Genomic DNA, 26013 nt, shown 5'->3' with positions numbered 1-26013 from the left:
CCTACACCCGCTCGGCCACCAACTGCTCGATCACGACCGCGACCCCGTCCTCGTTGTTCGCGACCGTCCGTCCCGAGGCCGCGGCGATCACGTCCGGGTGGGCGTTGCCCATCGCGTACGACCGGCCGGCCCAGGTCAGCATCTCGACGTCGTTCGGCATGTCGCCGAAGGCGACGACCTCCTCGTGCGAGATACCGCGCTCGGCGCAGCACAGGGCGAGCGTGCTGGCCTTGGACACCTCGGGACCGCTGATCTCCAGCAGGGCGCTGGGGCTGGAGCGGGTCACACCGGCACGGTCGCCGATGGCGAGCCGGGCCAGGGTCAGGAAGGCGTCGGGGTCGATGTCCGGGTGGTAGGCCAGGATCTTCAGCACCGGCTCCCCGGCCGCCCGGTGGTCCGGGCCCAGCAGTTCCTCCGCCGGGGCGAGGCTGTCGGGGATCTCCATGTGCAGCTTCGGGTACGCCGGCTCCTGGTAGAAGCCGTAGGTCTGCTCCACCGCGTACACCGTGCCCGGCGCCGCGTCGCGCAGCAGCCGTACGGCGTCCAGGGCGTTCTCCCGCTCCAGCTCCCGGACCTTCACGAACTTGTGGGCGCCGGGGCCGCCGTGCAGGTCGACCACGGCGGCGCCGTTGCCGCAGATCGCCAGTCCGTGGCCGTGCACGTGGTCGCTGACGACGTCCATCCAGCGGGCCGGGCGGCCGGTGACGAAGAAGACCTCGATGCCCGCCTCCTCGGCGGCGGCCAGCGCGGCCACCGTGCGGGGGGACACCGACTTGTCGTCGCGCAGCAGGGTGCCGTCGAGGTCGGTGGCGATCAGCCGCGGCGGGAGGGTCTCGGCCGCGGTATCGGGCTGTCGGGTCGCTGAGGTCACCGGGTCATTGTCCCGCAGATGCCCGCACGGGCGTGCGGGGCTCCGCACAGGTGAGTGGATGCCGCTCTCACCAGGGCTTTCCCGAGGAAGCCGCCCCCAGAGGCCTCAGCGCAGCTGCGCCGGCGCCTCCATGGCGATCTGCTCGAAGACCTTCTCGTCCGCAGCGAAGGGCGAGTCCGGGATGGGCCAGTGGATCACCAGCTCCGTGAAGCCCAGTTCCGCGTGCCGGCCGGCGAAGTCGACGAAGGCGTCCAGAGACTGGAGCGGGCCGGTGCGGTCCGGCGTGAACCCGGTCAGCAGGACCCGGTCGAGGCCGGTCATGTCCCGGCCGACCTCGGCGCAGGTGTCGGCCAGCTTCTCGGCCTGCCCGCGCAGGGCCTGGATCGACTGCTCGGGGGTGCCGTTCTCGTACAGCTTGGGGTCGCCGGTGGTCACCCAGGCCTGGCCGTACCGGGCGGTGAGCCGCATCCCGCGCGGACCGGTCGCGGCGACCGCGAACGGCAGCCGGGGGCGCTGCACACAGCCAGGGATGTTCCGCGCCTCGTGAGCCGAGTAGAAGTCGCCCTCGTACGACACCGTGTCCTCGGTGAGCAGCCGGTCGAGCAGCGGGACGAACTCGGCGAACCGGTCGGCACGCTCGCGCGGGGTCCACGGGTCCTGGCCGAGCGCGGTGGCGTCGAAACCGGAGCCGCCCGCGCCGATGCCCAGGGTGACCCGCCCGCCGGAGATGTCGTCCAGGGAGATCAGCTCCTTGGCGAGGGTCACCGGATGCCGGAAGTTCGGCGAGGTCACCAGCGTGCCGAGCCGAAGCCGCTCGGTGACGGCCGCGGCGGCGGTGAGGGTCGGCACGGCACCGAACCACGGGCCGTCCCGGAAGCTGCGCCAGGACAGATGGTCGTAGGTGTACGCGGTGTGGAAGCCGAGCTGCTCGGCGCGCGTCCAGGCCGTACGGCCGCCTTCGTTCCAGCGGCGGTACGGGAGGATCACGGTGCTCAGACGCAGACTCATGGCAAGGAGCCTAAGGGAGCCCTGCGGTGGCCCGTGTTTCACGTGAAACACGTCACCGTCGGCGGCCGGCCACGCTCAGCAGGTCAGTGGGGTGCGGGGAAGCGGAGATAGCGCGGCGGTACGGCCTCGGTCAGCCACACGCCGTTCGCGCTCACGCGGAAGACATGGCCGTCGCGGTGCATGGCGGCCGTGTCCACCGTCAGCACGAGCGGCCGGCCCCGGCGGGCACCGACGTGGGTCGCCGTCTCACGGTCGGGTGAGAGATGTACGTCGTGCCGGTTCATCGGCCTGAGCCCCTCGACCCGGATCGCGTCGAGGTGGCGGGCGACGGTGCCGTGGTAGAGGTGCGCGGGCGGGGTCGCCGGCGGCAGCCCGAGGTCGACCTCGACGCTGTGGCCCTGGCTGGCGCGGATCCGGGTGCCCTCGACGGCGAAACGGCGCTTGTCGTTGGTGATGACGACATGGTCCAGTTCGTCGCGGGTGAACCGGAAACCGTGCGCGGCGGCCGCGGCGATCAGCGTGTCGATCTCCACCCAGCCGCCCTCGTCGAGCGCCAGCCCGATCTGCTCCGGCTGGTGGCGCAGATGCTTCGAGAGGTACTTCGACACCTTGACGGTGCGTCTTTCGTCCATCCCACCAGAGTGCGGGAGAGACGGGAATCACGCGATCGAGTATTGCTTCCGAGGTTTGATCCACAGCCAAGTGTGGTTATCCACAGGGGAATTGGCGATTCTGTGGACAACAGGCCCTCAAAACAAGGGCCTTGGGCCTGCCGAGCAGCCTTTCACATCGGCGGCTTCAGCCGCGCGATCCGCCGCAACACCCCCGGCGCCAGCCGCGACAGCACCCGCGCGCCCCGTGCCTCCGGCGTGACCGGAACCACCGCCTCGTCACGCACCACCGCCCGCAGGATCGCGGCGGCCACCTTCTCCGGCGGATAGTTCCGCAGCCCGTACAGACGGGCGGCGCGCTGCTGGAGCCGCGTCTCCTCCTGGGCGTCGACCCCCGCGAAGTGCGCCGTCGACGTGATGGCGGTGTTGACGATGCCCGGACAGACTGCCGTCACGCCGATCCCCCGCCCGGCGAGTTCCGCCCGCAGGCACTCGCTGAGCATCAGCACGGCCGCCTTGGAGGTGCTGTAGGCGGGCAGGGCCCGGGACGGCTGGAACGCCGCCGCGGAGGCCACGTTGACGATGTGGCCGCCCTGCCCGCGCTCGGCCATCCGCAGGCCGAAGAGCCGGCAGCCGTGGATCACGCCCCACAGATTGACGTCGAGGACCTTCTTCCAGTCCTCCGGCGTGGTGTCGAAGAAGGACCCGGACAGCCCGATCCCGGCGTTGTTCACCAGGACGTCCACCACCCCGTACTCAAGGGTGACCTTCTCGGCGAGCTTCTCCATGGCCTGCTCGTCGGAGACGTCGGCCGTCTCCGCCCAGGCCACCGCGGCGCCCATGACACGGGACGACTCGGCGGTGCGGGCCGCCGCCTCCGCGTCCCGGTCGACGGCCACCACGCGCGCGCCCGCCTCCGCGAACGCGAGCGCCGTCGCCCGCCCGATGCCGCTGCCCGCCCCGGTGACCAGCACGAGCTGCCCGGCGAACCGCTCGGCATGCCTTCCGCTCGCCGCCGCCGGGGACCGGCCGTCCTCGACGGACGTCACGAAATCCCCGATCCACGAGGCGAGCTGATCCGGACGGGTGCGCGGGATCCAGTGCCCCGCCGGGAGCGTCCTGCGGGTCAGCCGCGGAACCCACTGCTCCAGCTCGTCGTGGAGCCGCTCCGACAGGAACCTGTCCGCCAGGGGCGTGATGAGCTGCACGGGCGCGTGGGCGTGCGCGTCCGGGCGCGGCCTGCGCAGCCGGGGCCGCACGTTGTCCCGGTACAGCCAGGCGCCGTGCGCCGCGTCCGACGGCAGGGACGAGGTCGGGTAGCCGCCGCGCGGCACCTTCTCGACCCGCTCCAGGACCTTCGGCCAGCGCTTGCCGAGCGGGCCGCGCCAGGCCAGCTCGGGCAGCACGGGCGTGTGCAGCAGGTACACGTACCAGGACTTCGCGCCCTGCCCGAGGAGCTGGCCGACCCGGCGCGGGGTGGGCCGCTTCACACGCCGGTTGATCCAGTGTCCGAAGTGGTCCAGGGACGGACCGGACATCGAGGTGAAGGAGGCGACGCGGCCCTCGGTGCGCCCGACGGTGGTGAACTCCCAGGCCTGCACCGAGCCCCAGTCATGCCCGACCAGGTGCACGGCCCGGTCCGGGCTGACCGCGTCCGCGACGGCCAGGAAGTCGTCCGTCAGCTTCTCCAGAGTGAATCCGCCCCGCAGCGGCCGCGGCGCCGTCGAACGGCCGTGGCCGCGGACGTCGTACGCCACCACGTGGAATTGCCCGGCGAGACGCGCGGCGACCTCGGACCACACTTCCTTGCTGTCGGGGTAGCCGTGCACGAGGACGACCGTCGGGCGACGTGGATCGCCCAGCTCGGCCACGCACAGCTCGACTTCGCCGGTCCGTACCCAGCGCTCCCGCGCGCCCGTGAGCAACGTCATCCGGCGAATCTGGCACTTGTTAGAGAAATCGTCAATAGCGCCTTCCCGGTCGTGGTAACTCTGGAGAACCAGGCCCCCTAGGGGCCCGTAATACTCAGGGCTGACCCGAATACAGCTCCACGGAGTGACGCCCGCCACGCTCACGGGCCCTACCTTCGAGGGGTGACTGTGATCGCGACCGAAAGCCTGAGCAAGCGGTTCCCGAGGGTGACCGCGCTTGACCGGCTCTCCGTGGACGTCGGGCCCGGTGTGACCGGACTCGTCGGAGCCAACGGAGCCGGCAAGTCCACACTGATCAAGATCCTGCTGGGTCTGTCCCCCGCCACCGAGGGCCGCGCCGACGTGCTCGGCCTCGATGTCGCCACCAAGGGCGCCGACATCCGCGAGCGGGTCGGCTACATGCCCGAGCACGACTGCCTGCCACCGGACGTCTCGGCCACCGAGTTCGTCGTCCACATGGCGCGCATGTCCGGCCTGCCGCCCACCGCGGCGCGCGAGCGCACGGCCGACACCCTGCGCCATGTCGGCCTGTACGAGGAGCGCTACCGCCCCATCGGCGGCTACTCGACCGGCATGAAACAGCGCGTCAAGCTCGCCCAGGCCCTGGTGCACGACCCGCAGCTGGTCTTCCTGGACGAGCCGACCAACGGCCTCGACCCGGTCGGCCGCGACGAGATGCTCGGCCTGATCCGCCGGATCCACACCGACTTCGGCATCTCCGTCCTGGTCACCTCGCACCTGCTGGGCGAACTGGAGCGCACCTGCGACCACGTCGTCGTCATCGACGGCGGCAAGCTCCTGCGCTCCAGCTCCACCACGGACTTCACCCAGACCACCACGACCCTCGCGATCGAGGTCACCGACACCGACGAGCACCCGGACGGCACCCGCGCGGTACGCGACGCGCTGCACGCGCGCGGGATGAGCGTCGAGGACGGCAGCGGCCTGCCCGGAGCCGGCCACGTCCTGCTGCTCACCGCCCAGGGCGAGGAGACGTACGACCTGGTCCGGGACGTGATCGCCGACCTCGGACTCGGCCTGGTGCGCATGGAGCAGCGCCGGCACCACATCTCCGAGGTCTTCACGGACAGCGACGAGCGCGAGCAGCGGAAGGAGGCCGTCGGCCATGGCGGTTGAACACTCCACGGGGACATCCGCCCCGGCACCGGGTGACCAGACCCGCATCCACAACATCGGCTACCGCAGCTACGACGGCCCCCGCCTGGGCCGCGCCTACGCCCGCCGCTCCCTGTACTCGCAGTCCCTGCGCGGCTCCTACGGCCTCGGCCGCTCGGTGAAGTCCAAGGTGCTGCCGATGCTGCTGTTCGTGGTGATGTGCGTGCCCGCGGCCATCATGGTCGCCGTCGCGGTCGCCACCAAGGCCACCGCCCTGCCCGTGGGCTACACGCGCTACGCGATCGTCATGCAGGCGGTCATCAGCCTGTACGTCGCCTCGCAGGCACCCCAGTCCGTCTCGCGGGACCTGCGCTTCAAGACCGTGCCGCTGTACTTCTCGCGGCCCATCGAGACCGCCGACTACGTCCGCGCCAAGTTCGCGGCGCTGGCCTCGGCGCTGTTCGTCCTCACGGCGGCTCCCCTGCTCGTGCTCTACGTGGGCGCGCTGCTGGCCGAGCTCGACTTCGCCGACCAGACCAAGGGATTCGCACAGGGACTCGTCTCCGTGGCACTGCTCTCCCTGCTCTTCGCCGGAATCGGCCTGGTCATCGCGTCCTTCACACCGCGCCGCGGCTTCGGCATCGCGGCCGTGATCGCCGTGCTGACCATCACCTACGGCGCGGTCTCCACCCTGCAGGCCATCGCCGACGTCCAGGGCAGCAGCGACGCCGTGCCGTTGATCGGGCTGTTCTCGCCGATCACGCTCGTCGACGGGGTGCAGTCCGCGTTCCTGGGCGCGACCTCCGCCTTCCCCGGCGGGGTGGGCCCGAGCAACGCCGAGGGCGCCGTCTTCGTCCTCGTCGCCCTGGGCCTGATCGCGGCGAGCTACGGCCTCCTGATGCGCCGCTACAAGAAGGTGGGACTGTGACCACGCTCTCCATCGACCACGTCTCCCGCTGGTTCGGCAACGTGGTCGCCGTCAACGACATCACCATGACCATCGGCCCCGGCGTCACGGGCCTCCTCGGCCCCAACGGCGCCGGAAAGTCCACCCTCATCAACATGATGGGCGGCTTCCTGGCCCCCTCCACCGGCACGGTCACCCTCGACGGGCAGCCCGTGTGGCGCAACGAGCAGATCTACCGGCACATCGGCGTCGTCCCCGAGCGCGAGGCGATGTACGACTTCCTCACCGGGAAGGAGTTCGTGCTGGCCAACGCCGAGCTGCACGGCCTGGGCGCCAAGGCGGCCCAGAAGGCGCTGGCCACGGTCGAGATGGAGTACGCGCAGGACCGCAAGATCCAGACGTACTCCAAGGGCATGCGCCAGCGCGTGAAGATGGCCTCCGCCCTGGTCCACGACCCGTCCCTGCTCCTGCTGGACGAACCCTTCAACGGCATGGACCCGCGCCAGCGCATGCAGCTGATGGACCTGCTGCGCCGCATGGGCGACGAGGGCCGCACGGTGCTGTTCTCGTCCCACATCCTCGAAGAGGTCGAGCAACTCGCCTGGCACATCGAGGTCGTCGTCGCCGGCCGGCACGCCGCCAGCGGTGACTTCCGCAAGATCCGGCGCCTGATGACCGACCGGCCGCACCGCTACCTGGTGCGTTCCAGCGACGACCGCGCCCTCGCGGCCGCGCTGATCGCCGACCCGTCGACGTCCGGGATCGAGGTCGACCACGCCGAGGGCGCGCTGCGCGTCCAGGCCGTCGACTTCGGCCGCTTCACGGCTCTGCTGCCGCGTGTGGCGCGCGAGCACGGCATCCGCCTGCTCACGGTCTCGCCGTCCGACGAGTCCCTCGAGTCCGTCTTCTCGTACCTGGTCGCGGCGTAGGAGGCCCTGATGTATGACCCCACAGTCGCCCGGCTCACCTACCGGGCCCTGCTCGGCCGGCGCCGGGCCCTCATCCTCGGTGCCCTGCCCCTGCTGCTGATCGTCATCGCCGTGGCGGTGCGCGCTCTCACCGGTGCTGACGACCAGACGGCCTCCGACCTGCTGGGCGGTCTCGCCCTCGCCACGATGGTGCCGCTCATCGGCGTCATCGCCGGAACCGGCGCGATCGGCCCGGAGATCGACGACGGCTCGGTGGTGTACCTGCTGTCCAAGCCGATCAAACGGCCGACCATCATCTTCACCAAGCTGATCGTCGCCGTCGCCGTGACGATGGTGTTCTCCGCGGTGCCGACGCTCATCGCGGGCTTGATCCTGAACGGCAACGGCCAGCAGATCGCCGTGGCCTACACGGTGGCGGCGCTGGTCGCGTCCATCGCGTACGCGGCGATGTTCCTGCTGCTCGGCACGGTCTCCCGGCACGCGGTGGTGTTCGGTCTCGTCTACGCGCTGGTCTGGGAGGCCCTGTTCGGCTCCCTGGTGCCGGGCGCCCGCACGCTGAGCGTCCAGCAGTGGTCGCTGGCCGTGGCCCAGAAGGTGTCCGGCGGGAACCTGGTGACCTCGGACGTCGGCCTGACCACGGCGACGGTGCTGCTGGTCGGCGTCACGGTGCTCGCCACCTGGTACGCCGGTCAGAAGCTGCGCTCGCTGACCCTCGCCGGCGAGGAGTGACGGGCCCGGGCCTTGACGGGGGCTTCACCTCTGTCGGGGCACACTGGGCAAACGGGATGTAGGGCAACCACACGGGAGTTGGACGGCCGGGAGGAGACGGGGATGGCGGGCGAGAGGGCTCAGCACGAGGACGGCGGTCAGGACGACGCCTGGGACGACCTCGTCCTGGACGACGACTTCATACGCTCCGCCGAGACCTCCGAGCCGTCCGCCCGGGCCCGGATGCTCGCCGAGCGCTGGCGCCGTGAGGAGCCGGAACCGCAGCCCTGGCGCTCCGACGAGCCGCCCGCCGGCTGGTTCTTCAGCAAGGTCCGGCGGCGCCGGTGGCGCAGGCGCTGAGGCCGGGCGATTTAATCGGTGGCGTCCAATTCGCCCGGCGGGCAGAGTGGTTGTGTTCACCCCGCCGGGCAAGGAAGTCCGGCGCCGAGTTCTGGGAGAGGAGCGGGACGATGCCCATGCACGGCAGTACGTCCAGCTCCCTTCAGGGCAGCCCGCGGCGGGCTCCGGAGTAGTCGCTACCTCACTCCGTGGAACTCGCCCCCTGCGGGGAGCTGCCCGGGGCGGCCGCTTCGAGCACGCGAATCGCACTCGCGTGGGCCGCCCACCCGGAGGATTGGCCGAGTGGTAAGGCACTGGCTCGCGCTGCGTTCGAGCAGAAGCGAGTCGCGGTCGGGCTGCGAGAGCCCGCGCACGTTCGATCCGTGCATCCTCCGCCCAGCATCACCGAGCACCGGACGACAGGCCCGGCGTTCAGCCCAGCAACCGCTCCAGCACGACCGCGATCCCGTCCTCCTCGTTCGAGGACGTCACCTCGTCCGCCACGGCCTTCAGCTCCTCGTGGGCGTCCGCCATGGCGACACCGTAGGAGGACCAGGCGAACATCGGTATGTCGTTGGGCATGTCGCCGAAGGCGATCGTGTCGGCCGCCTTCACCTTGAGCCGGCGGGCCGCCAGGGACAGGCCGGTCGCCTTGGACAGGCCCAGGGGGAGGAGTTCGACGATGCCCTCGCCCGCCATGACGACGGTGACGAAACCGCCGGCGGTGCGCGTGGCCACCTCGCACAGCTCGTCGTCCGACAGCGTCGGGTGCTGGATGTACATCTTGTTCAGGGGCGCGGTCCACAGGTCCGACGCGTCCGTGAAGGGGGTCGCGGGGAGGGTGCCCTGGACCGCGTAGCCGGGGCCCACCAGGACCTCGCCGTCGAGGCCGTCGCGGCTCGCAGCCAGGTACAGCGGGCCGACCTCCGCCTCGATCTTGGCCAGCGCCACCCCGGCCAGCTGCCGGTCCAGCGTCACCGACGTCAGCAGCCGGTGGGCGCCGGCGTCGTACACCTGCGCGCCCTGGCCGCAGACGGCAAGCCCCTGGTAGCCCAGGTCGTCGAGGATGTGCCGGGTCCACGGGACCGCGCGGCCGGTGACGACGATGTGCGCAGCGCCCGCGGCGGTGGCCGCCGCGAGCGCGTCACGGGTGCGGGGCGACACCGACTCGTCGGAGCGCAGCAGCGTTCCGTCGAGGTCGGTGGCGATCAGCTTGTAGGGGAAGCCGCCCGATGGGGCCGTGTCGCTCACTTGGACACCGGCTCCAGGACCTCCCGGCCGCCCAGGTACGGGCGCAGCACCTCGGGCACGCGCACCGAGCCGTCGGGCTGCTGGTGGTTCTCCAGGATCGCGACGATCGTGCGCGGTACGGCGCACAGGGTGCCGTTGAGCGTGGCCAGCGGCTTGACCTGCTTGCCGTCACGGACGCGGATCGACAGCCGGCGGGACTGGAACTCGGTGCAGTCCGAGGTCGAGGTCAGCTCGCGGTACTTGCCCTGGGTCGGGATCCACGCCTCGCAGTCGAACTTGCGGGCGGCCGAGGAGCCGAGGTCGGCGCTGGCCACGTCGATCACGCGGTAGGGCAGCTCCAGGGAGGTCAGCCACTGCTTCTCCCACTCCAGCAGCCGCTGGTGCTCGGCCTGCGAGTCCTCCGGGGCGACGTAGGAGAACATCTCGACCTTGTCGAACTGGTGCACGCGGAAGATGCCCCGGGTGTCCTTGCCGTGCGAACCGGCCTCGCGGCGGAAGCAGGGCGAGAAGCCCGCGTAGCGCAGGGGGAGGCGGTCGGCGTCGAGGATCTCGTCCATGTGGTACGCCGCCAGCGCCACCTCGGACGTGCCGACCAGGTAGAGGTCGTCGTCGGCGAGGTGGTAGACGTCCTGGGCGGCCTGGCCGAGGAAGCCCGTGCCCGCCATGGACTGGGAGCGGACCAGGGCCGGGGTGAGCATCGGGGTGAAACCGGCCGCGGTGGCCTGGGCCATCGCCGCGTTCACCAGGGCGAGCTCCAGGAGCGCGCCCACGCCCGTCAGGAAGTAGAAGCGCGAGCCGGAGACCTTGGCGCCGCGCTCGACGTCGATCGCGCCGAGGATCTGGCCGAGCTCCAGGTGGTCCTTGGGCTCGAAGCCCTCGGCGCCGAAGTCGCGGATCGTGCCGTGCGTCTCCAGGGTGACGAAGTCCTCCTCGCCGCCCACGGGCACGTCCGGGTGGACGAGGTTGCCGAGCCTCTGGAGCAGCTCCTGGGTCTCGGTGTCGGCCGCGTCGCGGTCCGCGTCGGCGGCCTTGACGTCGGCGGAGAGCTGGCCCGCCTTCTTCAGCAGCTCGGCCTTCTCGTCCCCGGCCGCCTTGGGGATGAGCTTGCCGAGCGCCTTCTGCTCGGCGCGCAGCTCGTCGAAGCGGACGCCGGACGACCTGCGCCGCTCGTCGGCAGACAGGAGGGCGTCGACGAGCGCGACGTCCTCTCCACGGGCGCGCTGGGAGGCGCGCACACGGTCGGGGTCCTCACGGAGCAGGCGAAGGTCAATCACGCGCCCAAGGCTACCGGTGCGCGATGACCTCCCACGACTCACTATTGAGGTCGCTCTTTACGTACCGTTATGGGTGAATTGCTCTGAGTGTCAATAAAAACGCCCCTCTCGCCGGAACGAGCCATCTGCGGGGTGTGGCATTGACTCGATTTCCTTGTGCGGAACGGGACTTGGGGCTTGGTTGTCCACAGGGATCCACGCCTGCCGAAGAGTTATCCACAGGCTGTGTGGAAGATCTGTGGACTTCGGAATTGATCACTCCGGGAGGCTGGGCATCCCTCGGAATTCCCGACGGAAACCTGCCCTGTCCTCACTTTCGAGTGCAATTGGGTCCCCCTGAAGAGTTACGCAAGGGAAAACGGTAGACGAAGGGCGACCTGCCTGCTGATGGCCCCATCCGGGCCCTGTAGGGCGATTTGTCGACTGAATCGCGTTGCGTTGTCGACTTGTCCCCAGGTCGAGAAGCGGACCTGTGGATAACTCCTGTGGATAACGAAAATCACCAGGTACGACCGGTCTAGAACCGGCCGTCCTGGCAGCGCGCCACCCAGTCCGCCGCCTCCACGAACTCCTCGTCCGACGTCCCGAGCCGTGGCGGCTGGACATCCCCGGGCGCCATGTCCGCACGCGGATAGGAGCCGAGGTAGCGCACCTGGAGGCAGATCCGCTTCAGGCCCTTCAGGGCATCGGCCATCCGGCGGTCGGAGATATGGCCCTCGGCGTCGATGCAGAAGCAGTAGTTGCCGATGCCCGCGCCGGTGGGCCGGGACTGGAGCAGCATCAGGTTGATGCCGCGCGTGGCGAACTCGCCCAGCAGGTCGCGCAGACCGCCGGGGTGGTCGTCGCGCTGCCACAACACGATGGACGTCTTGTCCGCGCCGGTCGGCGCCGCGGGCCGGGCGGGCCGGCCGACCAGCACGAACCGTGTCTGGGCGTTCTCGGCGTCGTGGATCCCCGTCTCCAGGGCCTCGAGGCCGTAGCGGGCGGCCGCGAACTCGCCCGCGAAGGCGGCGTCGTACTGGCCCTCCTGGACCAGCCGGGCGGCGTCCGCGTTCGAGGCGGCCGACTCCCAGTGCGCGTCCGGGAGGTGCTTCTTCAGCCAGTTGCGCACCTGCGGCTGGGCGGCCGGGTGGGCGGAGACCGTCTTGATGTCCGACAGCTTCGTGCCCGGGCGGACGAGCAGCGCGAAGGTGATCGACAGCAGCACCTCGCGGTAGATCATCAGCGGGGCGCCGGCGACCAGCTCGTCGAGGGTGGTGGTGATGCCGCCCTCGACGGAGTTCTCGATCGGCACGAACGCGGCCTCGGCCTCGCCGGTTCGTACGGCGTCGAGCGCGGACTGGACGGAGACGTACGGGGTGAGTTCCCGGGTGGCGGTCTCGGGAAGCGTGCGCAGGGCGACTTCGGTGAAGGTGCCCTCAGGGCCGAGATACGCATAGCTCGCTGGCATGACCTCACCCTAATGGGCTCGTGGAATCGACATCCCCCACAAGAGCGCCCAGAGGCGAACTCTCACCCCTCCAGCAACTTCTGCCCCACGTACTCGCCCTCCGCGGCCCCGCCCGGCACCGCGAACAGCCCGCTCGACTCGTGCCGGATGTACTGCGACAGGGCGTCGCCGCGGTCGAGCTTGCGCTGCACCGGCACGAAGCCGCGCAGCGGATCGGCCTGCCAGCAGATGAAGAGCAGACCCGCGTCGGGCACTCCGTCGGTGTCGATGCCGTCGTGGAAGGAGAACGGGCGGCGGAGCATCGCCGCGCCGCCGTTCTGGTCGGGCCGGGTGATTCGGGCGTGGGCGTTGATCGGGACGACCAGGTTGCCCTTGGCGTCCGTCTTCTCCAGGTCCATCGCGGTCTTCTCGGTGCCCCCGGAGAGTGCCGACCCGTCGGACTTGCGGCGCCCGATCACATCCTCCTGCGCTTTCCCGGAGAGCTTCTCCCAGTCGTCGAGGAGCATGCGGATCCGTCGTACGACGGCGTAGGAGCCGTTCGCCATCCAGGCCGGGTCGCCCTTGTCCGGCACGAAGATCCGCTGGTCGAAGTCGGACTCGGCCGGCTTCGGGTTGCGGGTGCCGTCGATCTGGCCCATGAGGTTGCGGGCCGTCATGGGGTGGGAGGTGGCGCCCGGCGAGCGGTTGAAGCCGTTCATCTGCCAGCGGATGCGGGCAGCCGAGCCGGTGTCCTTCTGGATCGCGCGCAGGGCGTGGAAGGCGACCAGGGAGTCGTTGGCGCCGATCTGCACCCACAGGTCGCCGTTGCTGCGGTTCTTGTCGAGGTGGTCGGAGGAGAACTCGGGCAGGGGGTCGAGGGAGGCCGGGCGCTGCTTCTCCAGGCCGGTCCTGGCGAAGAAGCTGTGGCCGAAGCCGAAGGTGATCGTCAGCGACGAGGGCCCGGCGTCCCGGGCCACGTCGGTGTCGTCGGGCCCGCTCGGCTCGCCCGCCATCAGCCGCCGCGCCGTCTCCGACCAGCGGCGCAGCAGGGCGGCGGCCTCCTTGCGGCCGGCGCCCGCCGCCAGGTCGAAGGCGACGACGTGACCGCGGGCCTGGAGGGCTTCGGTGATGCCGGGCTGATGTTTCCCGTGAAACATCGCCCGGTCGGTGCCGAGCGAGGTGAGGGGCGCGGCGGCCTCGGAGGGTGCGGCGGCGTATCCCCCGGCCGCGCCCGCCGTACCGAGCACGAGCCCGGTGGCACCGGCGGTGCCGAGCATCCGGCGCCGTGAGATGCCGCCGGCGGAGGCCGCTTCGGTCTCCCCCGGGGCGGTGCCGGGAGTGCGGGCCTCCGGAATGGACTGGTCAACCATGGTCGTTCAGCCGATCTGCGCGTTCTTGGAGACGGTCACCTCGTCGATGTCGGAGGTCCGCACGGTGACGTCGACCTGCCAGTCGCCGGCCATGGGGATCTGCACTCCGTTCGCCGACCAGTGTCCGGTAGCCAGGTGGTCGGGGGCGACGGGCAGGGGCCCGATGTCCTTGGCTTTCAGGGTGAAGTCGACCTTCACCTCGGGGATGTCGAAGGCCCGGCCGTTGGGCCGCTCCACGTAGACGTGCATCTCGTTGTCGCCCACGCGCGCCGGGTCGAGGTCGACGGTGACGATGCCCTTGCCGTCCTCGCCGCCGGTGTCGAACGGCATGTTCAGGGTCAGCGCCCCGGATGCTCCGGCGTCGGCGGAGGCGGACGCGGAGGACGAGGCGGCCGCCTTGGCGTCCTGCTCCGTACGGCCCGGCTCGGTCTGCGTCAGCACGGTGGTGACGGCGAGCAGGACGACCGCGATGCCGGCCTCGGCCAGCACGGAGCGGCGCAGGCCGAATCGGTTGGGGTCGGCGTCCCGCAGTTGCTTCTGCCGGGCGGTGTCCCGAGCGGCCCGCTGCCGGGCGAGCTGCGCGGCGCGCTCGGCGTCGGCGGGCTCGTTGTCGTCGGGCTCGGCGTCGGCGGGCTCCGTGTCGGCGGGCCCCGGGTTGTCGGGCCCCGGGTTGTCGGGCTCGGGGTCACGCTGCTCGTCGGCGTCATGGCCGGTGCTCGTGCCGGTCCGGTCATCGCCGGAGGCCTCGGCGTCTGGGTCGCCGGAGGCATCCGCCCCCGCACCGACGCGCGCCATCTCCCGCTCCGCCGGTGCCGGTACGGCCTCCGCCAGCCGCCCCGTCCAGCGCCGTGAGATCCAGGCGACGCCGACCAGCACGACCACGAGGGCGATCTTGGCCAGGAGGAGCTGCCCGTACCGGGTGTCGGTGAAGGCCGACCAGGAGCCGAGCTGGCGCCAGGACTGGTACGTCCCGGTCGCGATCAGCGCGAGCACGCTGCCGAAGGCGACACGGGAGAAGCGGCGTACGGCCGTCGCGTCGACGGGCGCGTCGGCGGGGGCCCGGTACAGGGCGACCAGGAGCGCGCCCAGTCCTCCGAGCCACGCGGCGACCGCCAGCAGATGGACGACGTCGACCGGCATGGAGATGCCCGCCTGGAGCCCGACCGAGGCGTGCTCGGACATGGCCCAGCTCGCGGCGAGCCCGGCCGCCACGACGACGCCGCCGACGGCGAGACCGAAGGTCAGGTCGCGCTTCTCCTGGGCGTCCTCGCGCTTGTCGTACGCCCCGAACAGCACGGAGATGAACAGTGCCGCCGCGGCGAGCAGCAGCAGCCGGGACACCAGGGCCGCGCCGGTCTTGGTCTCCAGCACCTGCCCGAGCAGGGACAGGTCGAAGACGTCGGCGACCTTCCCGGAGCCGGTGTAGGAGCCGCGCAGCAGGAGCAGGGCGAGGGTGGCGGCGGTGAGCGCGAGCCACCCGGAGACGACGAACCGCTGCACCGGCCGTACCCCGGAGCCGCGTCGCCAGCAGGCGAGGACGAAGGCGGCGCCGCCGGCCATCACGATGAACCCGGCGTACGACACATACCGCCCGGTGCCGTACAGCCAGCCGACGACTCCGTCGTCGGTCGCCTGCTGGGAGACCGTCGCGGAGGTCTTGGAGGGGGCGCCGATGGAGAAGGTGTAGGCGCCGGCGACGGGGTGGCTGTCGGCGGAGACGACCTGGTAGGCCACCGTGTACGTGCCGTCGGGCAGGCCCGGCTTCAGCCCCACGGCATACGTCGTTCCGCTCACGTTGGACGGCTCGGCCGTGTCGACGCGCTTGCCGTCGGGGTCGAGGACGCGCAGTGAGTCGTCGGACAGCGCGACCTGCTCGGAGAAGGTGAGCGAGATCCGGGCCGGGGCCTCCTGGACCACCGCCCCCTGCCCGGGGTCGCTGCCGGTCACCGCGGCGTGCGCGGAGGCCGGCCCGGCTCCCGCGAGGAGTGCGCAGGCCGCGGCCAGGAGCAGCAGCACCAGGTTCCGGACGCGGGGGGCGATGGTCTGTGTCACAGGGGTCCCTCCCTCAGTGTCCGGTCTTCGGTTGGTAGGTCGCCGGCTTCACCGGCATCTCGACCTTGACGGGGCCGGAGCCGGCGAAGCGCAGCTCGACGGTGACCGTCTGGCCTTCCTTCGGCTTGCGCTTCAGCTGCTCGAACATCAGGTGGTCGCCGCCGCTCTTCAGCACCAGTTCGCCGTGGGCGGGGACCTTCAGGTCCTTGACCTCCCGCATGGCTCCGCCGACGGTCTCGTGCACGGTGACCTGCCCGGCGACATCGCTCGTGACCGAGGTCAGCTCGTCGGCGGCACCGCCCTTGTTGGTGACGGTGAAGAAGCCCGCCGCCATCTCGTCGGAGACCGGCTGCGGCATGTACGCGGAGCCCACGGAGAGTTCCGCCTTCCCGTCCGCGGAGTCACTGCCGGAGTCCGAGCCGCCGCAGCCCGCCAGGGCCAGCGTCCCGGTCAGGACGAGGGCCGCCGGGCCGATCGCACGCCTCACGGGTTCGCTCCCTTGACGATCTCGGGGAGGTCCTTGGTGTAGTCGTCGACGGTGGCGTCCTCGCCGTAGAGCACATAGCCGCCGTCGGTCTTCGGCGAGAACGCGATGACCTGGGTGCCGTGCTCGGAGATGATCTTGCCGTTCTTGTCCTTCCGCGGCGCGTCGAGGGAGATGCCGAGGGTGCGGGCGCCTGCCTGGATGGTCGCGAAGTCGCCGGTGAGGCCGATGAACTGGGGGTCGATGCCCTTGAGCCACTTGCCGAGCTCGGCCGGGTTGTCGCGGTCCGGGTCGGTGGTGACGAACACGACGCGCAGGTCGTCCTGTTCGGCCTTGGGCAGCTGCTTCTTGGCCACGGCGATGTTGCTCATGGTCGACGGGCACACGTCGGGGCAGTGGGTGTAGCCGAAGTAGATCAGGGTGGGCTTGCCCTCGGTCTCCTTGCGGAGGTCGTACTTCTTGCCCTGCGTGTCGGTGAGGACCAGGTCCGGCTTCTCGAACGGCTTGTCGAGGACGGTGGCGGCCTTCTCGGTGCCGGCCTCCTCCGACACCACGGCGACGGGCTTGTCGCTGTCGCCGCCGCTGCCGCAGGCGGTCAGGGTCAGAGAGGCGGCGGCGAGCAGAGCGGCCGCGGCGAAGGTCTTGGTGCGCATGAAAGGAATCCCAGATGTCGGTGACCCGGCGCGCACCGGAGTGCCCCCGCCCGAGGGGCGAGGACCCGGTGCGCGCCGTGCAACGGAAGCAGCGTCAGGCGTTGGAGCGCCGACGCCCGGCGAGCACGCCGTAGGCGACGCCCGCCGCGCCGACCACGATGCCGACGATGCCCAGGACGCGGGCGGTGGTGTCGGTGCCGTCGGAGGAGTGGGTGTCGGCGGCGGCGGTCTTGGCGGAGGCCTTCTCGGTCTCCTCGGAGTCGGAGGCCTTGTCGCCCGACGAGCCGTGGTGCCCGTCCTCGGAGGCGGCGGACAGCTCCAGCACCGGGGCCGGGTTGTCGGGCTCCTCCTTGCCCTCCTGCGGCACCTCGATCCAGCGGACGACCTCCTTGTTGGAGTACGTCTGCAGGGCCTTGAAGACGAGTTCGTCGGCGTCCTCGGGCAGGGTGCCGATGGAGACCGGGAACTTCTGGAAGAAGCCGGCCTTGATGCCGTCGCCGTCGGCGGTCCAGGTGACCTTGGTGACGGCCTCGGAGATCTTCTCGCCGTGCATCTCCAGCGGCTTGTCCAGCTTGGACTTGGTGACCTTGACGTCCCAGCCGGGCACCGGCTCCGGCATGACGGAGGCCAGCGGGTGGTCGGTGGGGAAGTTGACCTCGAGCTTGGTGGTCGAGGCGTCGTCGCGCTCGTTCGGGACCTTGAAGTCCACGACCGCGTAGCCGCCCTTGGCGGCCTCCCCTTCGGGCTGCACGGTGACGTGCGCGAAGGCGGGGGCGGACAGGGCGAGAACGGTGACACCGGCGGCGGCACCGGCCGCGGCGATACGGGAAACCTTCATGGAAGGGAGCACTCCGCTGTGAGTCGGGTCGGGATGAGGAAGAGGGATACACGCACACGCGCGTGCCGCACGACGGCGGCCCCTCCTCGAATCCGAAAGAATCCGAAAGATCCGAAAGAAGCGGAGTGGCGGTCGCGTCAGGCGGCGAGGGCGAGTGCGGATGCGGGAGCCGTGGCGGCGGGCGGGCCGCGCCGGATCACCGTGTGCTGCAGTGCGGTGGTGCACGGCGTCTCCGGCACGGGCCGCACGGCGGGCGCGGGGCACAGACGTGCCTCCGGCGCTCCCGGGAGGCCGGCACGCAGGGCGCGCACCAGCGCGAACGCTGCCCGCAGGGAGCGCACGAGCGCCCCTTCGGTGACGCCCTGCGCCGACAGTTCGGTGAGCCGCAGCAGCGCCAGGTCGCCGTGGCGCAGCAGCCAGCCGGCGGCGACCGCCGCGAGGACATGGCCGAGCAGCATCGGCAGGGACGGCCACAGCGAGGCCGGTGCGGCGTCCGTGGCCACATGCGCGTGGGCGCCGCCCGTCGGCTGGAGCCGGGCGTCGGTGAGGATCTTGTGGGCCTGCGCCGGGCTGATAGCCGCCGCCGTGGTGCCGCACAGGAGCCGCGCGGCCTGCTGGACCAGCGCGGCGTCGCTCGTGCCCGCCGGCACCGAGGACGTGGTGGCCGCGGCCGTACCGTGCTGGCCCAGGCCGAAGAGCGTGTGCAGCACCGTCTGGCCGACCGCGAGCAGTGCCGCGATGCCCGGCAGCGAGCGCACGCGTCCCGCGAGCGGGGCCGCCACCGCGGCCACCCCGAGGAACCCGGCGCCCAGCGTCCACAGCGGAATGCCCTCGCACGACGCCAGCGCGTGACCTGCCCCGGCCAGCACGACGCAGACCGCGGCGAACACCGCGGCCCGCAGGATCCGGAACGGGTGTCCGGAGCGCGTCACGCGCGCGTGGGGGGCAGTCATGGCGGGCTCATCATCGCACTGGCCCCGCGGGCCCCGTGCGGCAGGTCCGCAAGATGCCGTACGACCGGAACGTCACCCTCTGGCCCCGCCCGCCCCTACTTGCGCCGGTGTTCGCTCCCGCATACACCGATCAGGATCAGTGCGCATCCGCCGTATGGGCGGCATCACGTCAACTTCACGCTTACATGCGGGGGCTGGGGGCAATACGTAACGGTATGTCGAGCCGCAGCCAGGAGGCTGGAGCATGAGCATCTGGTGGTCACTCCATCTGCGGCGCGAAGCTGCCAGCGTGCCCCTCGCCAGGCGCCTGTTCATCGGCACGATGGAGTCCGCGGGCGTCGACCCCGACATCTCCTACGACCTCTCCGTGGCCCTCAGTGAGGCCTGCGCGAACGCCGTGGAGCACGGCGGGGACATGGCGCGCGGCCCTGGGTCGGAGGCGTACCGGGTCACGGCCTACCTCGACGGTGAGAAGTGCCGGATCGAGGTCGCCGACGCGGGCCCGGGTTTCCCCGTGTCCTCCGTCTCCCGGTCCCGCCCGCCGATCCGGCCCGCGCACTCCGACGCGGAGGACGGCAGAGGACTCTGCCTCATCGAGGAGCTCGCCGACCATGTTCACATCGGCAACAAGCCGGGCCGGGGCGGGGCCGTGGTGAGCTTCGACAAGGTCCTCAAGTGGCGCGAGGGTGCCGCGCCGCTGATGGCGGTCTGACCCTGCGGTGGTGTTTCACGTGAAACACCACCGCCGTGTTTCACGTGAAACGTCCCGCTGAACGTCTGCTGCCGTCCGCCCCTACAGCGCACCCCAGTCCAACGTCGTCCGCGCCAGCCCCGCCACCTGCGTGAGCAGCGCCAGCCGGGCCGCACGGACCGCCGGGTCGGGGTCCATCACCAGTACCTCGTCGAAGAAGGCGCTGATCGCCTCGACCAGCGGCCCGGCGACCTCGATCAGCGCCCCGAGGTCGTCCTCACGGCCCTGCAGCGCCTGGCGTACGGCCTCGGCGCTCTCGGCGAGGCGCAGTTCGGCGGGCGCGGTCAGCAGGGACAGGTCCGCCGCCTCGACGCCGCCCTCGGGGAGGATGCGCACGACCCGCTGGAACGCGGCGGCGAGTGCCTCGAACGCCTCCGTGCCGATGTGCCGCTCCAGCGTGGCCAGCGTCCGGTCGCCGTGGGCGGGCCGGTCGGCCCACACCAGGACGGCTTGGACGAGCCGGTGTTCGTGCCCGGCGTCCGTGAGCTGCTGCTCATAGCGCCGGGTGATCAGTTCGGCTGCCTCGGCGACCCGCTCGGCGGGCACCTCGACGCCCTGCGCGGCGTACCGTACGGCCGCCGCGCGCAGGCCGTCGCGCACCCGGATCCCGGCCACGGCGGGCAGGCTCCGCAGCACGTTGAGCAGCCCGATCGCGGCCCGGCGCACCCCGTACGGATCGGAACTCCCGGTCGGTGCGGCCCCGATGATGAACATGCCCGTCACCAGGTCGAACCGGTCGGCGAGCGACAGCACGGCACCCGCCTCCCCGGCGGGAAGGGCACCGCCGGCGGAGCGCGGCAACTCCATCTCGGCGAGGGCCCGGGCGACCTCCGCGGACTCGCCGGCCCGGCGGGCGTACTCCTCTGCCATCACCCCGGCCAGTCCCGAGAACTCGATCACCATCTGGGACGCCAGGTCGAACTTCGCCAGCGCACCGGCGCGCCGGACGACGTCCACCGCCTCCTGGGCCAGCCCGGCCCGCGCGGCAAGATCGAGGGAGAGGACGGCGAGGCGCTCGGCGCGGTCGGCGACCGTACCGAGCCGGTCCTCGAAGGTCAGCTTGTCCAGCCGGCTCCGGAACTCCGCCGGCGGCACCTTCAGGTCCGCCCGCCAGAAGAACGCGGCGTCCTCGTAACGGGCCCGCAGCACCGCCTCGTTGCCCGCCCGCACCACGTCGTCGTCGCACAGGGCGTTGGCGAAGGTGACGAAGTGCGGCATGAGGCGCTCGCCGTCCAGCACCGGCAGATAGCGCTGGTGCTTGCGCATCACGGTGGTCAGGACGCTCGCGGGCAGTTCGAGATAGCGCTCGTCGAACGACCCCCGCACGGCGTAGGGGAACTCCAGGATGTCGGTGATCTCGTCGATCAGGCCGGCCTGGCCCTCCACGTCGATCCGCCCGCCGACCTCGGCCGCCGCCTCCACGGCACCGCGGACCACCGCGCCGCGCCGGGAATCCCGGTCGAGCAGGATGCCGTGCATGTGCAGGAAGTGCGGGTAGCCCTCGGCGGCAGTCACCCGGACCTCCGGATAGGGGGCCTGGCGCTGCACCCGCGTCGTGTCGCCCGCGGAGAGGGAGGAGACCACCACGGGCAGGGGAGTGCGCCCCAGCAGGGCGAGCAGCCAGCGCACGGGACGCGAGAACGAGAGCCCCGGGTCGCTCCAGCGCATGTTGCGCCCGGCACGCAGCCCGGACACGACCTCGGCCAGCAGGTCGCTGAGTACCTCGACGGCCGAGCGCCCCTCCTCGTGACGGGTGAGTGCCACGTACTCGACCCCGTTGACGTCGACGATCCGCACGTCCGTCGGTTCGGCGCCCTGGCTGCGGGCGAAGCCCTGCAAAGCCGGGGTGGGAGCGCCGTCCTTGAAGGCGGCGGCGACCTTCGGCCCGCGCACGGTCCGCATCGTGTCCCGCTCGCGCGGCTGCACACCGTCGACGGTGATCACGATCCGGCGCGGGGTGGCCATCACGGTGATCGCGCCGTGCCCCAGCCGGGTGTCGGCCAGCTTGGCGGTGACCGACTCGCGCACCGCCTCGGTGGTGGCGGGCACATCGGCGTACGGCAGCTCCTCCACGCCGATCTCGAACAGCAGCGTCTCGACGCCGGGAACCTTGGGCAGCGCGGGCCGCTCGGCCGGGGCCGGTGCGGCCGCCACGCCGAGCGGGTACTCCAGCGCGGCCCGCCGCCGCTCCCACAACTTCGCCGTCTCGTGCGTCAGACCACGCATCAGCGAGAACGCCTTGGCCCGCTCGGTGGTGCTGATGGCGCCGCGCGCGTCGAGCACGTTGAAGGTGTGGCTGCACTTGAGCACGTACAGGTACGCCGGAACCGGCAGCTCCAGGTCGAGCAGGCGCCGGGCCTCGGCCGCGTACGCCTCGAAGAGCCGGTGGTTGGTGTCGAGGTCGGCGTCGTCGAGGTAGTAGCGGCTCATCTCGTACTCGTTCTGGCCGAACACCTCGCCGTACGTGATGCCCGGCGCGTAGACGATGTCCTTGAAGTGGGCCACGCCCTGAAGGTTCATCAGGATGCGTTCGAGGCCGTACGTGATCTCCACCGACACCGGATCCAGGGCGACACCGCCGACCTGCTGGAAGTAGGTGAACTGGGTGATCTCCATGCCGTCCAGCCAGACCTCCCAGCCCAGCCCCCAGGCGCCGAGCGCGGGTGAGGCCCAGTTGTCCTCGACGAACCGCACGTCGTGCGCGCCGAGGTCGACGCCGAGCGCCCTCAGGCTGCCCAGATACAGCTCCTGAGGGTTGCCGGGGTCGGGCTTGAGGATGACCTGGAACTGGGTGTGCGTCTGGAGCCGGTTGGGGTTCTCGCCGTAGCGCGAGTCGTCCGGCCGCACGCTCGGCTCGACGTAGGCCACGCTCCAGGGCTCGGGACCGAGCACGCGCAGCGCCGTGGCCGGGTTGGCCGTACCGGCTCCGACCTCGGTGTTCAACGGCTGCGTGATCATGCAGCCGTTGTCGCTCCAGTACTTCTGCAGGGTGAGGACGGCGTCCTGCATGGTCAGCGCCGTCTGGACGTTCTTCATGATCGAATCGCCTGTTCCCCGAGTCGGCCCGGCAAGGTCGGCCATGATCTCATACGCCAACTACCGCTGACCTGCTGTTTTTTGACTCACGACCCCGTTGGCCGGATGCCTCCGGTCGATTCACAGCGGGCTCTCAGCCCAGCCTCACGAACCTGACGGGTGCTGTCCCTAACTTCCCTGTTCATGACGGGAAACCACAAGAACACCACCCTCACCCGGCGCCGCGCCCTCGCGGTCGCGGGCGGCCTGGCCGCGGCCGGCTACCAGTCGGCCTTCGCGGACACGACGACGTCCACGACCACGGCGGCGACCACGGCGACGGCCGGCTCCTCCGCGAGCTCCGGCACCTGCATGGAGCTGATGTCGAGCGTCACGGAGGGGCCGTACTACCTCGACGGCGCGCTGGTCCGCAAGAACATCACCGAGGGCAAGAGCGGCGTCCCCCTGACCCTGCGCCTGACCGTCGTGGACGCCACCGACGGCTGCACCCCGGTCCCCGGCGCGGCCGTGGAGATCTGGCACTGCGACGCCTGGGGCTACTACTCCGGCTACACCACCGCCAACCCCGGCGGCTCGGCCCCCGCCGAGAGCGAGGACGGCTCCACCGCGAACGACAAGACCTACCTGCGCGGCTACCAGGTCGCCAACGCCAACGGGGTCGTCAAGTTCGAGACGATCGTGCCGGGCTGGTACACCCCGCGCACCTGCCACATCCACCTCAAGGTCCACACCGGCGGTGCGAAAGAGGACGGCACCTACGAGGGCGGCAAGGTCAACTTCACCGGCCAGCTGTTCTTCGACGACGAGATCGCCGAGTCGATCTTCGCCCTGGAGCCGTACAGCAAGCACAGCGGCAGCTACACCAAGCTCGCCGACGACATGGTCTACGACGGCGGCGGCGCGTCCAGCGGCCTGCTCACGCTCAAAGCGGTGCACAAGAAGGACCCGTCCAAGGGCTACAAGGGCTTCCTCACCCTGGGCATCGACCCCGACGCCGAGAACACCGGCGCGGGCAGCGGCGGAGGCGGAGGCGGCACACCCCCGAGCGGCGCCCCCACGGGCGAACCGCCGACGGGCGCCCCCGACCCCTCGTCCTCCCCCTCCTCCTCCTGAGGTACGGCGATGAACAGCCGTGAGGACGAGGCGCTCGCGCAGGCCGCCGTCGATGCGCTGGTCGGCCAACTGGCCCTGGCCCCCAAGCCGGGCCTGCCCGACCCGCGCGATCTGACCGCCCGGGTCACCCGCCGGGACCACAGCGCCCTGCGCTGGTCGGCCAGGGCGCTGCTGCCCGGCCTCACGGCGATGGCAGCCGCGGCCCGCCGCACGGGCGAGCCCAGCGCCCGGCTCCGCGCGGAACTGGGCGCGATCGGCCGCTCCACCGAACACACCGTGGGTCTGACGGGCGGCGGCCACCGGGGCGCCCTGTGGACACTCGGCCTGCTGGTCGCGGCGGCGGCACTGAACCCGGGTGCGCGACCGTCCGACACGACGACCCTGGCCAAGCGACTGGCCGCCCACCCGGACCGCCGGGCCCCGCGCCGCCCCTCACGCGGCTCCACGGTGTCGGCCAAGTACGGCGCGGCCGGCGCGAGGGGCGAAGCCAGGGCCGGCTTCCCGCACGTCCGCCGCGCCCTGACCGCCCTCACCACGTCCCGCGCGCAGGGCGCGACCGAGCCCGAGGCCCGCCTGAACGCCCTGCTCACGGTGATGTCCACTCTCCAGGACACCGAGCTCCTCCACACGGCGGGCCCGATGGGCCTGCGCCATGTCCAGGCGGGAGCGCGCGGCGTGCTGGAGGCGGGCGGTATCACCACGGAACCGGGGACAGCGGCGCTGTCAGCCCTGGACACAGACCTTCAGACGCGCGGCTGGATCCCCAGGGGCAGCGCCCCTCTGCTTACAGGCACGCTGTTCCTGGATTCCCTAGGGGCGCGGGGAACTGCGCGACCAGCCCCCACCCACCCGCACCCGAAACTCAGCCCTTGACGGAGGCCATCCACGCCTCAACCTCGTCCGACCGCCGGGGCAACGCCGCACTCAGGTTCCGGTTCCCACCCTCGGTCACGAGGATGTCGTCCTCGATCCGCACCCCGATACCCCGGTACTCCTCCGGCACGGTCAGATCGTCGGCCTGGAAGTACAACCCGGGCTCGACGGTCAGACACATCCCCGGCTCCAGCACACCGTCGACATACGTCTCGGTCCGCGCGGCAGCGCAGTCGTGCACGTCCATCCCGAGCATGTGGCCCGTGCCGTGCAGCGTCCACCGCCGCTGCAGCCCCAGCTCCAGGACCCGCTCCACCGGCCCCTCGACGAGCCCCCACTCGACCAGCTTCTCCGTCAGCACCCGCTGCGCGGCATCGTGGAAGTCCCGGTACTTCGCGCCCGGCTGCACGGCCGCGATGCCGGCCTCCTGAGCCTCGTACACCGCGTCGTAGATCTTCTTCTGGAGCGCGCTGAACCGCCCGTTCACCGGCAGGGTGCGCGTCACATCCGCCGTGTAGTACGTGTGCGTCTCCACACCGGCGTCGAGCAGCAGCAGATCGCCCGACCGCACGGGCCCGTCGTTGCGCACCCAGTGCAGCGTGCAGGCGTGCGGCCCGGCCGCGGCGATCGTGCCGTAGCCGACGTCGTTGCCCTCCACGCGCGCGCGGAGGAAGAACGTGCCCTCGATGTACCGCTCGGAGGTCGCCTCGGCCTTGTCGAGGACCTTCACCACGTCCTCGAAGCCGCGCACGGTCGAGTCGACCGCCTTCTGCAGCTCGCCGACCTCGAAGTCGTCCTTGACCAGCCGCGCCTCGGAGAGGAAGACCCGCAGCTCCTCGTCGCGCTCGGCGGTGACCTTGTCGGTCAGCGCGGCCTCGATGCCCGCGTCGTACCCGCGTACGGCCCGCACCGGACCGGTGGCCTCGCCCAGCGCCCCGGCCAGCTCGCGCACATCGGAGGCGGGGATGCCGTACAGCTGCTCCGCCTCGGTGAGGGAGTGGCGGCGGCCGACCCACAGCTCGCCCTGGCCGTCCAGCCAGAACTCGCCGTTCTCCCGGTCGGAACGCGGCAGGAGGTAGATCGTCGCCTCGTGGCCCTCGTCCTTGGGCTCCAGGACGAGGACGCCGTCCTCCGTCTGGTTGCCGGTGAGGTAGGCGTACTCGACGGAGGCGCGGAAGGCGTACTCGGTGTCGTTCGAGCGGGTCTTCAGGTTGCCCGCGGGGATCACCAGTCGCTCGCCCGGGAAGCGCGCGGACAGCGCGGCCCGGCGGGCGGCGGTCTCGGCGGCCTGGGCGACGGGCCGGAGGTCACGCAGCTCGGTGTCGGCCCAGCCGCTCTTCATGTTCTCGGCAAGCTCGTCGGACACGCCGGGGTACAGTCCGTTCTTCCGCTGCTTGATCGGCTCTTCGCTCTCGTCCGGGGTCGCCGGTGTGAGCTCCTCCGCCACGGTCATCCTCCTCGATACGGCACTGGACCGTCCTCCACTGTACGGCGGCGCGGAAGAGGCCTCAGGGCG

The 26013-nt window shown here is 71.2% G+C and carries 23 protein-coding genes and 1 tRNA gene; 9 read left to right on the top strand and 15 right to left on the bottom strand.

Annotated elements, in window-relative coordinates:
- Position 1 precedes the first annotated feature (1 nt).
- The 4 genes from ACZ6I3_RS19280 to ACZ6I3_RS19265 form a co-directional block, all read right to left on the bottom strand.
- A complete protein-coding gene (locus tag ACZ6I3_RS19280) occupies positions 2–871 on the bottom strand; it encodes an HAD hydrolase family protein (RefSeq protein ID WP_469415919.1) in 870 nt (289 codons plus the stop codon).
- Between the two features lie 105 nt (positions 872–976).
- Entirely contained in the window at positions 977–1879 is a 903-nt protein-coding gene (locus tag ACZ6I3_RS19275) for an LLM class flavin-dependent oxidoreductase (protein ID WP_469415918.1), read from the bottom strand.
- An 83-nt stretch (positions 1880–1962) separates the two neighbouring features.
- Positions 1963–2511: an RNA 2'-phosphotransferase gene (locus ACZ6I3_RS19270; RefSeq protein WP_469415916.1), complete on the bottom strand. Its 549-nt coding sequence runs from the start codon at positions 2509–2511 to the stop codon at positions 1963–1965.
- A 152-nt stretch (positions 2512–2663) separates the two neighbouring features.
- Positions 2664–4421, bottom strand: a complete 1758-nt coding sequence (locus ACZ6I3_RS19265) for an SDR family oxidoreductase (protein WP_469415914.1) — start codon at positions 4419–4421, stop codon at positions 2664–2666.
- A 168-nt stretch (positions 4422–4589) separates the two neighbouring features.
- Here ACZ6I3_RS19265 and ACZ6I3_RS19260 point away from each other — a divergent pair, with 168 nt between their 5' ends.
- The 6 genes from ACZ6I3_RS19260 to ACZ6I3_RS19235 all read left to right on the top strand — a co-directional run bounded on the left by ACZ6I3_RS19260 (position 4590) and on the right by ACZ6I3_RS19235 (position 8815).
- Positions 4590–5558, top strand: a complete 969-nt coding sequence (locus ACZ6I3_RS19260; RefSeq protein ID WP_469416033.1) for an ABC transporter ATP-binding protein — start codon at positions 4590–4592, stop codon at positions 5556–5558.
- On the top strand, positions 5548–6465 hold the full coding sequence (locus tag ACZ6I3_RS19255; RefSeq protein WP_469415913.1) for an ABC transporter permease: 918 nt from the start codon (positions 5548–5550) through the stop codon (positions 6463–6465). Before ACZ6I3_RS19260 ends, ACZ6I3_RS19255 begins: the two co-directional genes overlap by 11 nt.
- Positions 6462–7373, top strand: a complete 912-nt coding sequence (locus ACZ6I3_RS19250; RefSeq protein ID WP_399022264.1) for an ABC transporter ATP-binding protein — start codon at positions 6462–6464, stop codon at positions 7371–7373. The genes ACZ6I3_RS19255 and ACZ6I3_RS19250 overlap by 4 nt, the downstream gene beginning before the upstream one ends.
- A gap of 9 nt (positions 7374–7382) precedes the next feature.
- On the top strand, positions 7383–8102 hold the full coding sequence (locus tag ACZ6I3_RS19245) for an ABC transporter permease subunit (RefSeq protein ID WP_469415911.1): 720 nt from the start codon (positions 7383–7385) through the stop codon (positions 8100–8102).
- A gap of 102 nt (positions 8103–8204) precedes the next feature.
- A complete protein-coding gene (locus tag ACZ6I3_RS19240) occupies positions 8205–8441 on the top strand; it encodes an SGM_3592 family protein (RefSeq protein ID WP_469415909.1) in 237 nt (78 codons plus the stop codon).
- Positions 8442–8709: 268 nt separating this feature from the next.
- A tRNA-OTHER gene (locus tag ACZ6I3_RS19235) sits at positions 8710–8815 on the top strand.
- A 37-nt stretch (positions 8816–8852) separates the two neighbouring features.
- Here ACZ6I3_RS19235 and ACZ6I3_RS19230 read toward each other — a convergent pair.
- The 9 genes from ACZ6I3_RS19230 to ACZ6I3_RS19190 form a co-directional block, all read right to left on the bottom strand.
- Positions 8853–9671: an HAD family hydrolase gene (locus ACZ6I3_RS19230; RefSeq protein WP_469415907.1), complete on the bottom strand. Its 819-nt coding sequence runs from the start codon at positions 9669–9671 to the stop codon at positions 8853–8855.
- On the bottom strand, positions 9668–10945 hold the full coding sequence (gene serS / locus ACZ6I3_RS19225; protein WP_469415906.1) for a serine--tRNA ligase: 1278 nt from the start codon (positions 10943–10945) through the stop codon (positions 9668–9670). The genes ACZ6I3_RS19230 and serS overlap by 4 nt, the downstream gene beginning before the upstream one ends.
- A 517-nt stretch (positions 10946–11462) precedes the next feature.
- A complete protein-coding gene (pheA, locus tag ACZ6I3_RS19220; protein ID WP_469415905.1) occupies positions 11463–12395 on the bottom strand; it encodes a prephenate dehydratase in 933 nt (310 codons plus the stop codon).
- A gap of 62 nt (positions 12396–12457) precedes the next feature.
- Entirely contained in the window at positions 12458–13744 is a 1287-nt protein-coding gene (gene efeB, locus ACZ6I3_RS19215; protein WP_469415903.1) for an iron uptake transporter deferrochelatase/peroxidase subunit, read from the bottom strand.
- A 6-nt stretch (positions 13745–13750) separates the two neighbouring features.
- Positions 13751–15796: a copper resistance CopC/CopD family protein gene (locus ACZ6I3_RS19210; RefSeq protein WP_469415901.1), complete on the bottom strand. Its 2046-nt coding sequence runs from the start codon at positions 15794–15796 to the stop codon at positions 13751–13753.
- A gap of 13 nt (positions 15797–15809) precedes the next feature.
- Positions 15810–16283, bottom strand: a complete 474-nt coding sequence (locus ACZ6I3_RS19205; protein WP_469415899.1) for a copper chaperone PCu(A)C — start codon at positions 16281–16283, stop codon at positions 15810–15812.
- Positions 16280–16933: an SCO family protein gene (locus ACZ6I3_RS19200; protein WP_399022280.1), complete on the bottom strand. Its 654-nt coding sequence runs from the start codon at positions 16931–16933 to the stop codon at positions 16280–16282. Before ACZ6I3_RS19200 ends, ACZ6I3_RS19205 begins: the two co-directional genes overlap by 4 nt.
- Before the next feature lie 94 nt (positions 16934–17027).
- A complete protein-coding gene (locus ACZ6I3_RS19195; RefSeq protein ID WP_469415898.1) occupies positions 17028–17771 on the bottom strand; it encodes a YcnI family copper-binding membrane protein in 744 nt (247 codons plus the stop codon).
- Positions 17772–17908: 137 nt separating this feature from the next.
- The gene (locus tag ACZ6I3_RS19190) at positions 17909–18724 is read right to left on the bottom strand and encodes a hypothetical protein (protein ID WP_469415896.1); all 816 of its coding nucleotides are present in this window, start codon (positions 18722–18724) and stop codon (positions 17909–17911) included.
- Between the two features lie 244 nt (positions 18725–18968).
- Here ACZ6I3_RS19190 and ACZ6I3_RS19185 point away from each other — a divergent pair, with 244 nt between their 5' ends.
- Positions 18969–19436: an ATP-binding protein gene (locus ACZ6I3_RS19185; protein WP_469415895.1), complete on the top strand. Its 468-nt coding sequence runs from the start codon at positions 18969–18971 to the stop codon at positions 19434–19436.
- Between the two features lie 81 nt (positions 19437–19517).
- On the opposite strand, the gene ACZ6I3_RS19180 is transcribed toward ACZ6I3_RS19185, so the two are convergent.
- The gene (locus ACZ6I3_RS19180; RefSeq protein ID WP_469415893.1) at positions 19518–22511 is read right to left on the bottom strand and encodes a glycine--tRNA ligase; all 2994 of its coding nucleotides are present in this window, start codon (positions 22509–22511) and stop codon (positions 19518–19520) included.
- A 183-nt stretch (positions 22512–22694) separates the two neighbouring features.
- Between ACZ6I3_RS19180 and ACZ6I3_RS19175 the strand changes: the two genes are divergently transcribed.
- Together ACZ6I3_RS19175 and ACZ6I3_RS19170 are read left to right on the top strand one after the other, a co-directional pair.
- Positions 22695–23624, top strand: coding sequence for an intradiol ring-cleavage dioxygenase (locus ACZ6I3_RS19175; protein ID WP_469415892.1), 930 nt, complete (start codon positions 22695–22697; stop codon positions 23622–23624).
- 9 nt (positions 23625–23633) lie between these two features.
- Entirely contained in the window at positions 23634–24497 is an 864-nt protein-coding gene (locus ACZ6I3_RS19170) for a triphosphoribosyl-dephospho-CoA synthase (RefSeq protein WP_469415890.1), read from the top strand.
- Here ACZ6I3_RS19170 and ACZ6I3_RS19165 read toward each other — a convergent pair.
- Positions 24487–25950 (bottom strand): aminopeptidase P family protein, encoded by a 1464-nt coding sequence (locus tag ACZ6I3_RS19165; RefSeq protein ID WP_469415888.1) that lies wholly within the window; start codon positions 25948–25950, stop codon positions 24487–24489. The genes ACZ6I3_RS19170 and ACZ6I3_RS19165 overlap by 11 nt on opposite strands.
- Between the last annotated feature and the right edge of the window lie 63 nt (positions 25951–26013).

It is taken from the genome of Streptomyces sp. NPDC041940 (assembly GCF_055589465.1).
Note: the sequence above shows the minus strand (reverse complement) of the source record. Positions and strands in the feature narration are given on the sequence as shown.